Source organism: Arenibacter nanhaiticus (genome assembly GCF_900141935.1).
GTDB lineage: Bacteria > Bacteroidota > Bacteroidia > Flavobacteriales > Flavobacteriaceae > Arenibacter > Arenibacter nanhaiticus.
This window is the reverse complement of the sequence record NZ_FQYX01000026.1, coordinates 1-13606: the sequence shown is the minus strand read 5'-3', so window position 1 is coordinate 13606 and position 13606 is coordinate 1. Positions and strand designations below refer to the sequence as shown.

Sequence of the window (13606 nt, the reverse complement as noted above, 5' to 3'; positions counted from 1 at the left end):
CTTAATAGTAAGGATAAAATCAAGGCCAAAACGAAACCTATTTTTTTGGTAGTCCCCAAATACCCTATGGCAAAGCTGCATAAAATCCATCCTATAAATATTTCGATCATTTAAAATTTGTATTTTTTATTAAAGGTTGTTGGTTGGCTCTCGTATGTTAGAGCAAGTTTCTAATTAGAAATTACTATATAGAAATAGCACTAAATAGGAGACGCTATTTTGTTTTTTTTAACAATTCCAAAATTATGATAATGAATGAAATAACCATAAAATAGGGAGGTATTGTAACAAAGGAAAATGTAAAAGTTATAGCTGAAATAATACTTTCATTTTTGTGCTCTGAGATTCATAAAAAGTAGTTTTTTTCTACGCTAGTTTTCCGATTTTATAACTGATCATAAGGAAGAGTAGGGTATTAACCAAAAACGTAAGATTGATTTGATAGTTTTTTGTTATACCAAGTTTTATTGAAGACCTTTCATTTTTAGATCTTTGGCTTATTTCTACTAAAATGGCAGGTTGTGAACACTCAGAATTTGGATAATGTTTCTTGACAAGTATTATCATGTCCTAACAGGGAAAAACTGAGAATAGTTAATACGAAAGTTTTCCTTTTTTCTCAAATAAATGGATTATGGGGCCAATATAGCGTCCTTACAAAGTAAACCCCATATCCGGAATTGGGATGAAATACTTTTGTGCCGTTAGGAAACATTCCCCTCACAAGAAAAACCCGTTAATTTCTTGAGCTAACGACTTAAATTTAAGGTGTAGGAAAATTATAGTGAATTTGACGTTAGTCAGAATATTGGAGATCAGTCCCTATGAAAATGGGCGACAAGTAAATTACAATACTAGTTTTTTACAGTATACTTTAGGAACGATTGTGTTAATGTTACAAAGCTATTTTTCCTACCTCTTCATTACAATCCTTATAAAGTTTAGCAAAGTTGTAGGGAAGTGCCGCAATGGAGGAAAACATTAAAGTTGTGTAAGTAAAATATTATACTCCTAAGCCTCTGAAACCTTAAGTTCTTCCATTAAAGGGGACTAAACAGCTGTTTAGTAAGTAAATGGTAAAGTTATTATTTCAATAATTATAGCTAAAAACTTACATAGGTGTATAAAATTTACGATATTAGTGGATCAAAAAAATAGGAAAGGAGACAAAATCGGGAGAAGGCAACCCCTCTTTATTAGGATTTAAACATACCTTTTTACAAATAAATAAATATGAAAAAAACATACTATTTAGTCATATTGGTAGCAATGTTTATTTTAGGGATCTTTGGATTTTGTTTTGAAACGGAAGATTTTGTTACATATGATGGGGAACGATTTACTTTTCATAATTCTGAATTGGTTGGAGAATGGATTCAAACGACTAATCAAGAAGGTGTAATAAATCCGAACCGGGAACTCATTAAAAAAATAAGATTAAACGAAAACTTCACGGCAGAAATTGTACTACTTGATTCTTCTCAAAATAATATTAATGTATCAGGAAATTGGAGGCGCGGTGTAAAACCTACAATGGTTAAATCGGATTTTACAGGCGAACAACCAAAATTAAATTTAAATCCTCATTTATTTTTAACCTTCCATTTGAATGGTGATACTAGCCAAGTACTGATGCTAAGAATTGGGGATATGAATAAAAAGAATGTTTTAATTTCCCCAAAGGGGTGGTTTAGGAAGGCTGGGAAAAGCGGGTAATAATTAGTTCTTAATTTGTCATTTCGCCCGTTTCTAAAAAACTTATTGGTGAACACGAAAATATTTATAGTGGGAATTCGACCAGTTTTAACAATCCCTTTTTTAAATAAAATAAAAAATGACCCACCAAGTTGCAGATAAATTAAAATATAATGGTTCAGTATATTCCATAAATGAAGATTTGTTGGAAAAGTACTTTATAGAGTTTCCTGAGAAAATACCGGAATTTGAAGTAATCAGTTCTGCTCTTTGGAAAGGATATCTCGCAGAATACGAAATTATAGAAGATCAGCTCCTAATAAAAAAACTAAAGGTAATGGCTAGTGGCGAATTAAAAATGAGGTCCGTGCTCCAAGATGTCTTTCCAAAGAATAAAAAAATGGATTGGTTTTCGGGACTAATTAGGATAGATGATTTTAAGGGAGATTTTGGAATAGAGACAGAGGAAGCCATTTTTGAATTTCTAGAAATATTTAAAGGGAGATTGATTCAAAAAAGGGTTTTTGATTACCGCCAATTACAAGATTTCAAAAAGGCCCAATTAGAACATTTATTGGTTTCCGAGGACGTAGCTTCTGTTTATGAATTATGGCATAAAATCCATGTTTCTGACAAATACTATAAAGAAATGGATTTAAAAGCCATCAACAAAGATATCGCTGATAATATAATGTATTACACCGAAAAAGTATATGTTTAACAGCTGAATTAAAATTTGGTATAAAGTACTTCCTTCCTATGAGTGTTTGGTCATTGTCCAAATGGAATACTACCTAGAGAAAAAAAGCTAATTTTTCCGAGCCCATAAGAATTGAAAGATCGGACAGCGTTTAATTTACGGACCCCGGGATTTTTTTTAAAATCGGCGCATTTCTTTTGATTTATTTTTTCTCTTTTATGCTTGTACAATCAAACCAAATAAGTCTTTATCATCCTTCCTTACCTTTAGCGATGCAGAATTGCCCTTGGTCTAAAAATATTATAAAATCAGGACTGTAATGGTTATCATTGGAGATAAATTACTATAAAATTCTATAAACGATGTGTAACAATTTTAAATTATTCTTTGTAATTGTATTCCTCTTAGGTGTTTCAACCAATACCATGAATGCTCAAAAAACGGGAAACATCGTTGAATACTTCGGTAAAGAAAAAATTAATGAAGTTAGCGAAGGTGATGTGTTGCACGTTTTTAAAACTGCATTGGCATTAAAAATGCAGAATATTGGCTTTGAATCCTCTTCCTTTCCTAACGACCCAGTATTTAATCGATTCCTGACTGATAATCAATATAGAGCAGCCAAAGAATTAACTTTTGATATTGATTATTTAGGAAATCCTATGCAATGGAAATTCATAAAAATTGATAGTACGAGCAGTTTTTCTGGCAGTAATTTAAGGTCAGCCTATGTATATCTATCTTATAAGTCCAATTCAGAACAGGTTGTGCTTTTTGAAGCGTCAGGACATTCTATTGCTTTGATCAACGGTTTCCCTCACGAAGGAGATCACTACGACTTTGGCTACAGCCTTATTCCTATAAAATTGAAAAAAGGAGAGAACATTTTTGTGTTAAAGGTGGGGCGTTTTCCGCGAATCAGAGCAAGATTGATTACGCCTTCTACTGGAGTCCAATTTACAACAAGGGATATGACCATGCCCAATATTCAACAAGAAGAAAGCAAAGAATACAAAGGAGCCGTTAGAGTGGTAAATGCAACTGAAAACTGGATAAAAAAAGCAATTATTGAAGCAAAAATAACAGACAATAAGACAAATACGATTATTGCCAATATTCCACCTTTATCAGTACAAAAAGTTCCTTTTTCTTTTACTTCGAATTCAGTGGATGCTTCAAAAGAGAGTATTGATTTACAGTTAAATTTAAAAAACAGCAAAGGAATCACTTTTAATAATCAAACAGTAACCTTAGAGGTAAAATCAAAATACAAACATCATAAAAAAACATTTATAAGCGATATAGATGGAAGTGTGCAATATTATAGTGTGGCACCATCAACAACTAAAGAAGAGTCACAAGCGTTGTTTTTATCGGTACATGGCGCTTCAGTTGAAGCTGTAAACCAAGCCAATGCTTATGCTCAGAAAGATTGGGGTACTTTGGTTGCACCTACCAACCGCCGTCCGTTCGGATTTGCTTGGGAAGATTGGGGCAGGTTAGATGCTTTAGAAGTATTGGCTGATGCAAAAAATATTTACAAGCCCGATGAAAGCAAAATTTATTTGACTGGGCACTCTATGGGAGGTCACGGTTCTTGGTATTTAGGAGCTACATATCCTGATAAATTTGCCGCAATTGCTCCTTGTGCAGGGTACCCAGATTTATTGGCTTATAGAGATGGATTTTCGAGAAGATTATTAAAAATGACATCGGAACAATTAGAAGAAAGAGGAATTTCAACAAAAAGTGTGGAGCGTATGAAGTTGGAACCCCTTAATACGCCTCTGCAAAATATTATTGAAAGAGCAGGTACACCTAGTAGAACCTTAAAATTAGAACGTAATTATTTACAAAGTGGTGTCTATGTTTTGCATGGGGAAAAAGATAATGTGGTTCCTACTGCCATTGCAAGAGAAATGAGGCAACGTCTGGGTAAATTCCATAATGACTTTACTTATTATGAGTATCCTGATGGTACACACTGGTATGGGAACCACAGTGTAGATTGGCAACCAATTTTCGACTTTTTTAAACAGCGTACTATTCAAAAAGATTCAGCAGTTAAGAAATTAGAATTTTTTACAGGATCTCCAGGTGTATCTGCAAAATCTCATTTTTTGACCATCCATCAACAAGAAAAGCCTTTTGAGGTCAGTTCTTTTGATTTCTCTAAAGAAGATGGTTTCAATATTACCACCAATAACGTTGCACTACTAGAAGTCGATTTCTCAAAATTAACCGAAACCATAAATGAAATTACTATAGACGGAGATACATTGAAAGTGTCTTCCAACCTTACAAATTTCTTTAAAAAGGAGAATGAAAAATGGGTATCGACCTCTATGCCATCCTTAAGTGAAAAAGGTCCCCACAGAAATGGTGGATTCAAAGATGCCTTTAGAAACAATGTGGTTTTTGTTTATGCGACCAAAGGTTCTACTATAGAGAACGATTGGTATTACCATAAAGCACTTTTTGATGCTGAGACATTTTATTATCGTGCGAATGGAAATGTTGAAATGATTAAAGACACAGACTTTTCCTTGGAAAAATACGCTGATAGAAATGTTATCGTTTATGGAAATAAAGACAATAATTCCGCTTGGAAAATGCTGTTGAAGGATAGTCCAGTTCAGGTTAAAAACAATGAAGTGAGTATTGGCGATAAAACACTATCGGGAAACCAATGGGGAATGTATTTTACAGTACCTAGAAAGGATAGTGATGTGGCGACTATCGGTGTAGTTACCGCAACAGGAGATAAAGGTATGAAAGCAGCTTATGCTAATCATTATTTAGTAAATGGGACTACTTTCCCTGATGTTGTTCTATTTAATAGCGATTTGTTAAGCCATGGTACCGATGCTGTAAAACATGCTGGATTTTTTGGTAATGATTGGACGATAGAAAATGGAGATTTTGAGTGGAAATAAAAAAATAAAAGCCAATTTTTTCCGAGTCTAAAAGAATTGAAAGAACAGACAGCGTTTAATTTGCAGTACTAAAGGGTGTAATCTGAACTCTGTTTGAATGTTAATATATACAATCATTTAGACAGAGTTCAGATTACACCCTCTTTACAGACCCAATCCAAACTAAAAAAAAGAGCTTTTGCGTTATTAAAACAAAGACTCTTTTTCTCGTTTTTGATGGTTAAATATTTTCAACCATTAAAATCTCTAGTTTTCTTTCCCCATCCTTAAAAGGCCAATTTATTATATCGCCTACCTGTCTACCAACTGTAGCAACGGCAACATCGCATAAAATAGATGATTTTCCTTTTTTATTGTTTGTTTTAGTGGATGCCACAAACATATATTCTTTTTCTTTGTTTTCAGTATGATCTTTAATTTTTACACGTCGGTTTACCGTAACAATATCATCTGGTAAGTCTCGCCTAAATACTTGTTTGGCGTTTTTTAATTCTAAAAGTAATAGCTCTTGTTCTTGTTTGGTTACTTTATTTCTTCGAACATGTTCTTTGATCATATCGTATATTCCGGTTGTTACAATTACATTTTTTGTCATAATATTTTTTTTTGAATGTCCTTCTTAATACACGTAGTTGTGACTCAATCATTCAAAATAGGGCACGGTATATTATGCTCCTGTTTTTGAGTGCTAATAGCAGTGGTAAAAAGAAAATAAGATTAAAATTTGAGAATAATAAAGAGTAGCCCTGTTTTGAGTCGTAACAGGGATTAATTAATAAACTCTTTTGAATTTTTTAAAAAAATATCGTCATGTAAGTAAGATAATGACAGCGCTAACCCTAAAGGATTTTTTTTAGTATTTTGAAAGTAAACTGCTGCCATTTGCATTAAAATTAATGTGTTACAAAGTTAATCATTATATTGAATATCTACAATGTTAAAGCCACTAAGGTATATTAAAAACAATTATTCTATAGGTATACCCCAAGGCGTCATGTTTTTGAATTCGTAACGTTTTTGTGTATTAAATGTTGCGATTTTGTCAAGGAAAAATTTTCAATGGAACTTCAGAAGTTGGCAAAATTTCAACAAACTTGGATTAGGCTAAAAGAAGCAAATTTTATACACATCTTAGTTACTAGGAAATGTTTTTTATTATGTTTTCTATTCGGTTTATATTTTCAAGATTTTTGCCATAATCTACCAATGTTGGTTTGACCCCTATAAAACAAGAGTATTCTTTTAAATTTCGTCGATTAATTTAAGCGGTTAATTTTTCAGTTATAATTTTATGTTTTTCAGTGTTCCATTTTTCCATGGGGCTAAAGTATATAGCAAAAGTAGAGATGGACAACAAAATGAAAACTCCTAATAATTTTGTATTTAAAGCCATAGTGTAATTTTTGGAACTATTCGTTAAAAGGTATTTCACAAAACTGAAATTTAATTTTTTATATTCCAGATTTTTATAGATTTAGTCTCAGGCCTAGTAAGTAAATCGTTTTTTTTTGTGAATTATTGTGTATCTAGGATTACCTTTTATATTTCCGATAACGGTCCCGGTTAACGCAAGTCGGCGAGTAGGGGACGCGGATTTGTGTGCTTAGGTTTAAATTGTTGATCAAGTTAATTATTAACATTCTAACGGTGCCGCCTATTTCCGATAACCGTTGTTGAATGCTTTACATTTTTGCTTCCTTTTGTATATTCTCTAAACTTGCGTTTAATTGATTTAGCATCCATTGGCGTGCGTTACTAGATTTAGCCAATTCAATGGATTTTTCACTAGATAAAAGTGCATTATCATAATCGCCTAATGCCAAATAAACTTTAGAGAGACCATCATATGCATTGAAGGAAGAAGAATTATAGGTGATACTTTTCTTATAATTTTCAATTGCTTTTTGATACTCTTTATTTTCGAAATAATTAAACGCAAGTTGATGATAATATTCCTCTAGTGAACTTGGGAAATGTTCTTTAATACCATTTTCAAGAATTAGTAAATCTTCTTTTTTATTGCGATTGAAATAATAATAGATAATATTACCTAAAAAATAGGGATGAATTGAAACGATGGAAGAATACGTTTTAGACAATTCTTTGTAATGGTTAATCACATCATTTGCACTGTTAAATGATTTGAATTGGCTTTCTGAAATACTCCAATTTTTAAATAGATCCTCAAATGATTTTTTTATAGTTGGTAAACCTACAGAGTTGTGGTTTTCTTCTTCAAGATTAAAATACTTCCAATTTCTGCTACCTGTGAAATGTGTTTCCAGAACTTCCTCATATTTATCTATCCCCATTCCTTGGGCGTTGGAAGAGGAAATATAGTAGGACGTCGACAATGATTTTTTTTCCTTGTAAATTGAATCTGCACGATGGACAATTTCGTATTCACCAAGCCACAATGCTGGATCTATTGCAATAAAGGCTTTAAAAGAATCGGGCTTTTGTAGATGAAAATTTGTCACAAATAACCCACCGATAGATTGCCCGATAAGTATGTTATAATCAGCTGTTCTAAATTTCTCCTCTATTAGAGGTTTTAACTCACTATCAATGAATCTTATATAATTTTCAGCATTTCCATTCCTTCCTTCTATGTCATTAGGAGTACAATTCTTTCTGTATTTTGAAGCTCCTTTATCAGCAATCCCAACAACAATAAATTCAGGAATCTTTCCACTTACACTGGACATTAGTTCAACCAAACCTGTAACATAATGGAAATTATAATCCCCATCTAATAAATAAATAACTGGATAATTATTTTTATCATTAAAGTAATATGTAGGAGGTAAATAAACTTGAAATTCTCTTTCCTCACTCAAAATTTCAGATGTGAATTGATATCTATTTCCAATTTCCACTTTATTCAAATTATTTTGTCCAAATAGAACAGTATTGAAAAGAGTAAAAATAGCAATCTGTATATAAAATTTATTCATCTATTTACATCTTATGTTTAGGTATTGGATACAACGGTAGTTTGCGCAGCAACTCCATTTCGCTTAAAAATAACAACTTCTAACTTAGTTTAAATTGATTAAGGAAAGTTTTTCGTGCCGTAACTTTAGAATCTGATGACTTGGTATTGGAGAGGTTTGGATTTTAAGGTAGCAAATTGTAGGATATTTTATCAATATTTAAAGACCAATGCCTTCGCCTGTAGTCGTGCTAGAAATGCATAGCATTCACGAATACCTATGAATAACAATAATAAAGCAATGAGTAATGGGGGATGGGCAGTAGCCCAATACTGCGTACTACAATCACCGTAAAACGGTTAAAGAGGAAAGGTTATGTTAGTTTAATCGAATACAACAAACGTTAAGCTTCATTATTGAACCGCTGTATATTTACCTCGATCTATTCAGGGGGGCGAGACCCGCTTGGCCTGCCCTAAGAGAAGGCGAAGGGTACAGCGGTGTAGCCATGCATTTTTATTCTTAGAATAAGGTATTCGTGAATGTGTAGGCATTTGAGGGGTGGACTCTGTCAACCACTCGATTAGCAAACGATTTTTTCTTTAATTAATATTTGAATTATAATATAAATTGCTACAACAATTGTTACTGATATAAGGAAAGAAAAAATAAAATTTAAAGTTTTTCTAAACTTTAAAGTCAGATAAACAGAAACAATCATTTCTAAAACCCCGATAGCAATAGGGACGTATCCCTAAATAATCACTTCTAAATCCAATATTCCTAAACTTTTTTATTTGCCGATACAGAAAGTAACGAGCCCTTATTTTACTAGGGTTCCCACGCTTTGAGGTACACATGGGGTACAAAAATACTTTTAATGATATCAACTAAAAACCATATACGTCTCATTTAAAAGGGATAATGGGAAACAAAAGATTTACTGATAAAATATGGAATTATACCTTATGAGCCGATTAATAACATTAATCGGCTCATATTTTTGCTATATTTGAGCCGATAACAACTTTAAATTGGCTCATGCAATACAATTGGCAACATAAAAACTGGCCTAATTTCACATATGATGCATCAATAATTGATGAACTCGTTTTAGAATTTGCTATGGAAACTGGTGAAGTTAAAGGTTTGATTGATGGTTTAACCAAAGAAGAACAACAAGAAGCCATTCTTCAATTTATGATCAATGAAGCCATAAAAACTTCGGAGATAGAGGGGGAGTATCATAGTCGGCAAGATGTGATGTCCTCCATCCAAAACCGTTTGGGGTTTCATGCTATATCATCCAACGTCAGAGATATTAAGGCGAAAGGTATTGCTGAACTGATGGTTGAAGTTCGTGAAAATTATGCAACGAAGTTATCAGAAAGCCTAATTATAAACTGGCATCAGATTTTATTTTCAAACGCTCGTACTATAAAAGTAGGAACGTATAGAATTGGAACGGATCCTATGGTTATTATTTCGGGTAGTATTGGTAGGGAGGTTGTTCATTACGAAGCTCCCCCATCAGATATACTTAAAAAAGAAATGGCTGAGTTTGTCAATTGGTACAACGCATATAGTGTAGACTCCAAGAACATCAAAGAGAGCTTGATCAAAACAGCTATTGCCCATTTGTACTTTGAATCTATACACCCTTTTGAAGACGGAAATGGTCGCATAGGTCGTGCCATAGCAGAAAAATGTCTTTCGGAATCATTAGGGAGACCGCTGATTTTGAGTATCTCCACCTCAATAGAGAAAGATAAAATGGCCTATTACGATGCGCTTAAACAAGCCCAAAGAACATTGGATATTACTGAGTGGATCTGTTATTTTTCTCAAGCTATTTTGAATGCCCAAAAACAGGCCAAGACCCTTATAAGGTTTACTCTGGAAAAGGCCAGATTTCTTGATAAATTTAAATTGAAATTAAATGAACGTCAATTAAAGGTAATTATGAAAATGCTCGCCAATGGCATCGAAGGATTTAAAGGGGGAATGACGGCTAAGAAATATATGTCCATCGCCAAAACTTCCAAGGCAACTGCTACCCGAGATTTACAGGAACTGGTTGAAAAACAATGTTTAATCCCAATGGGGGCTGGACGCGGAGTGCATTATGAGATAAATTTAAGCGTGTTTTAAAATGGTTTATAATATGACTTTGATAAAAAATTAGCCCCAAATCTTACCCAAGAACTTTGCGCGTGGATCCTGTGCTGTTTTTGTAGTGTTCAGGCAGATTAGGGTAAAACAAAAATCGGAGAGGGCGCAATTTACTTTGTGTTTCTTTCTTTTTTAGACCATTTCTGAAATCCTTTTTAGACGTTTGGGTGTTCGTCAAAACCCCCGTTTAAATCCTGTATAATAGCCTTTCTTCCTTCAATGTGAGCAATCTTTCTTTGGTCATCGAATTGCAGGATTTGATGCCCGTAATTGCCCGACAGGAGCAAGGAAAAGGTGGGGATGGCATATATCAACGCCAACCTAGCCGAAAGGGAACTCGAGCTTATTGAAAATACAACCTTCAAAGGCGCAGGATATGAAAAGGTGCGTAACATATTTCTATTTTCATGTTATACCGGCCTATCTTATATAGATATCAAAGAACTAATGACCAATCAAATGGTTTTAGGCAATGACGAAAATTATTGGTTATTCACTAAAAGGGCAAAGACCAACGAAATAGTAAAGATTCCACTACTACCCAAAGCGAGGGCTATCATTGAAAAATATTCGGATGAAATGGCGCATCATCCAGGCGGTAAATTACTCCCGGTGCTTAGTAACCAAAAAACGAATAGCTATTTAAAGGTTATTACCAAAGCATGTAATATTCATAAGAATATAACCTTCCATGATGCCCGCCATACATTTGCCACTACCGTAACGCTTTCTAATGGAGTGCCAATAGAAACTGTTTCAAAATTATTGGGGCATACCAAACTGACCACAACCCAAATTTACGCAAGGGTATTGGAAAAGAAAATTGGGGAGGACATGCAGAATCTTATGGATGTTTTTGCGGCTAAGGAGAAACTAAACGAAAATTCTATCTTGCCAATAAGAGAGCATAGGGCTAGTATTTAGTTGGATGATATTAGTCCACTGTTCGGTAAAGATCAACCTGCTGACAAAGGACACTATGCAACATCATTATTCCAATACATAGAATTATTCTGCACACTGGTTTCCTGGTTGCGCCATTCCTTCTTACCGGACTGGATGATTTTAATTCCCGTGAAACCTAAAGTGTTACGCTCATCACCAACTGGATAGTTGCTTATTAAAATACCATACTGATAGGGGTTCTTTTTAAAGAAGATGTTTCCAAAATCACTCTCTAAAGTACAATTCCAGTTACGATACACTCGATTACTGGTCGCATTATAAGCAGATGCAATACGTACAGTAACACCTTTCTGCTTAAAGCGTGTTCCCTTTGTAGAAACATCATAAAAGTGTGATTCAAAATAGTCCAACAATCGATGATACGCATCATTATCTATAAATGACAACGTATCGCGTCCCTCCTCTGTTAACAGTTGTTCATATGACAGGGTATCTATATGCTTTACTGGTATAAATGATCCCTCTGTTTGCGTTTTTACAAACTTGGTATGCGTGCTTAATCCTTTCACATTGTGATTAAACAAGTTGTTACGCCAATCTTCATCTGCAAATATCTCCCAATCTTGTTCAAATTGTGCATAATGCTGTAATAGACCAATGCTTGCCATTAATTTGAAATTCCGGTTATTATGATATCCACAGAAACGACCAGTAATACCTTGAGCACCATTGGCTAACTGTTTATCTCTAGGTTCAATACCGAAACGCACCTTTTCTTTAAGAATACCTAAATCCTTGCCAGCTGTTAGTGCCTGTACAATTATTAGTACTACTCTTTGACCTCTTTTTAGAATTAAATCTGAAAGCTCTTTTATTCCCTCATTTATACTAAAATCACAAGCCGCATCAGAGCCAATCAATATTGTGGTACATTCTTTCTTATACCTCTCATGCAACAACCCTCTTAACTCAATTGCTCTTGACGTATTTGACTCTCTGATAATACCTAACTGGAATGTCTAATTTAGTTGGTACGGATTTATGTGATAAACTTAAATTTGTAATATGGATAAAAGAAGTTACGACCGGGAATTCAAAACCACTATTGTAGAGTTAGTAAATGCAGGGCGGCCTGTTAAGTCCTTGTCAGAAGAATATGGAGTTAGCCAGGCCTCAATTAACAGGTGGAAAAGGATGGCAATCACAAATGGTAACCCACAAGCTATTGAGGAGACCAAAGAGGCACTAAGAATCAAGGCTCTAGAAAAAGAGTTAAAGGAAACAAAATTAGAGCGTGATATTTTAAAAAAGGCGGTGAGCATCTTTTCCAAGAGCGACAGATGAGATATAGATTCATAAAGGATCATAAGGACAAATTTCCTGTTGAAAAGATGTGTAAAATCATGCGAGTCAGTAAAAATGCTTACTATACATGGCTAAGAACGAGGAACACCAATACCACTAATTCCAGCCTAGAAATTTTAAAACAAAGCATACAAGAAATATATCACGACAGTAACCAGATATATGGCAGTTTAAGAATCCAAAAAGTATTGGAAAGACAAGGAATGTTTTATAGTAGGTCCTATATAGCTTATTTGATGAAACAAATGGGATTAAAAAGTATTTTAAGCAGAAAATTCAGGGGAACTACAACTGACTCACAACATTCGTTCCCAGTTGCAGCAAATCTATTGGCAAGAGACTTTACCAGTGATTATCTAGGTGAAAAATGGGTATCTGATATCACTTATATCAAAATTGGAAGCCATTGGAATTACCTAACAACAATTTTGGATTTAGCAGATAGGAAGGTGTTATCTTGGGTTTTAAGTGAAGATATGAGCACTGAAAACACAGTATACAAGGCTTGGATCTTAGCCAGAAAAAGAAGAGAAATATCGGATAATCATATTTTCCATTCCGACCGAGGGAGCCAGTATGCTTCAAATAAAATAACAAGCCTGTTAAGCTTAAGTTGCAAAACAACTCAAAGTATGAGCCGGAAAGGGAACTGTTGGGATAATGCCGTAGCTGAAAGTTTCTTTAAGACCATAAAATATGAATGTATCCATAGGCACAACTTTAAAACCTATTTTCAAGCTTACCAAATTATTGAAAACTACATTAATTGGTATAATAATGTTAGAATACATTCTGCCTTGGACTATAAAACACCGACTGAAAAAGAATTCGAACTAAAAATCAAAAACATGCATAATGTAGCATAAAAAATAGTACCAAATTTATTAGGTAGTCCA

Annotated in this window: 9 protein-coding genes; 6 read left to right on the top strand and 3 right to left on the bottom strand. The window is 33.9% G+C overall.

All coding sequences use genetic code 11. The features are described from left to right. The first annotated feature begins 1233 nt into the window (after window positions 1-1233). The 3 genes from BUA16_RS14025 (at window position 1234) to BUA16_RS14015 (ending at window position 5331) form a co-directional block, all read left to right on the top strand. Window positions 1234-1716 carry a hypothetical protein gene (locus BUA16_RS14025; RefSeq protein WP_072765389.1) on the top strand — a complete coding sequence of 161 codons (483 nt, stop codon included), beginning with the start codon at window positions 1234-1236 and terminating at the stop codon, window positions 1714-1716. Window positions 1717-1834: 118 nt separating this feature from the next. Further along, window positions 1835-2416, top strand: coding sequence for a hypothetical protein (locus BUA16_RS14020; RefSeq protein ID WP_072765388.1), 582 nt, complete (start codon window positions 1835-1837; stop codon window positions 2414-2416). 341 nt (window positions 2417-2757) lie between these two features. After that, window positions 2758-5331: a carboxylesterase family protein gene (locus BUA16_RS14015; RefSeq protein WP_072765387.1), complete on the top strand. Its 2574-nt coding sequence runs from the start codon at window positions 2758-2760 to the stop codon at window positions 5329-5331. A 220-nt stretch (window positions 5332-5551) separates the two neighbouring features. Here BUA16_RS14015 and BUA16_RS14010 read toward each other — a convergent pair whose 3' ends face one another. Together BUA16_RS14010 and BUA16_RS14005 are read right to left on the bottom strand one after the other, a co-directional pair. Further along, a complete protein-coding gene (locus tag BUA16_RS14010) occupies window positions 5552-5926 on the bottom strand; it encodes a GreA/GreB family elongation factor (protein WP_072765386.1) in 375 nt (124 codons plus the stop codon). Window positions 5927-7013: 1087 nt separating this feature from the next. After that, complete coding sequence (locus BUA16_RS14005) at window positions 7014-8288, bottom strand: alpha/beta hydrolase-fold protein (protein WP_072765385.1); 1275 nt, start codon at window positions 8286-8288, stop codon at window positions 7014-7016. A 1020-nt stretch (window positions 8289-9308) separates the two neighbouring features. On the opposite strand from BUA16_RS14005, the gene BUA16_RS14000 reads away from it, so the two are divergent. Together BUA16_RS14000 and BUA16_RS13995 are read left to right on the top strand one after the other, a co-directional pair. Further along, window positions 9309-10418 (top strand): Fic family protein, encoded by a 1110-nt coding sequence (locus tag BUA16_RS14000; protein WP_072765384.1) that lies wholly within the window; start codon window positions 9309-9311, stop codon window positions 10416-10418. 321 nt (window positions 10419-10739) lie between these two features. After that, window positions 10740-11363 carry a site-specific integrase gene (locus BUA16_RS13995; protein WP_072765383.1) on the top strand — a complete coding sequence of 208 codons (624 nt, stop codon included), beginning with the start codon at window positions 10740-10742 and terminating at the stop codon, window positions 11361-11363. A gap of 53 nt (window positions 11364-11416) precedes the next feature. On the opposite strand, the gene BUA16_RS13990 is transcribed toward BUA16_RS13995, so the two are convergent. Next, on the bottom strand, window positions 11417-12265 hold the full coding sequence (locus BUA16_RS13990) for a hypothetical protein (RefSeq protein ID WP_143150515.1): 849 nt from the start codon (window positions 12263-12265) through the stop codon (window positions 11417-11419). A 145-nt stretch (window positions 12266-12410) separates the two neighbouring features. On the opposite strand from BUA16_RS13990, the gene BUA16_RS13980 reads away from it, so the two are divergent. Further along, a protein-coding gene (locus BUA16_RS13980) for an IS3 family transposase (protein WP_143150514.1) occupies window positions 12411-13576 on the top strand; the annotation gives its coding sequence in 2 pieces (ribosomal slippage) (window positions 12411-12648 and window positions 12648-13576; 1167 coding nt in all). The last annotated feature ends 30 nt before the right edge of the window (window positions 13577-13606 follow it).

Bases quoted from the DNA above. Each gene is read 5' to 3' on its own strand.
- BUA16_RS14025 (WP_072765389.1), top strand. From the start codon at position 1,234: ATGAAAAAAACATACTATTTAGTCATATTGGTAGCAATGTTTATTTTA.
- BUA16_RS14020 (WP_072765388.1), top strand. From the start codon at position 1,835: ATGACCCACCAAGTTGCAGATAAATTAAAATATAATGGTTCAGTATAT.
- BUA16_RS14015 (WP_072765387.1), top strand. From the start codon at position 2,758: ATGTGTAACAATTTTAAATTATTCTTTGTAATTGTATTCCTCTTAGGT.
- BUA16_RS14010 (WP_072765386.1), bottom strand. From the start codon at position 5,926: ATGACAAAAAATGTAATTGTAACAACCGGAATATACGATATGATCAAA.
- BUA16_RS14005 (WP_072765385.1), bottom strand. From the start codon at position 8,288: ATGAATAAATTTTATATACAGATTGCTATTTTTACTCTTTTCAATACT.
- BUA16_RS14000 (WP_072765384.1), top strand. From the start codon at position 9,309: ATGCAATACAATTGGCAACATAAAAACTGGCCTAATTTCACATATGAT.
- BUA16_RS13995 (WP_072765383.1), top strand. From the start codon at position 10,740: ATGGCATATATCAACGCCAACCTAGCCGAAAGGGAACTCGAGCTTATT.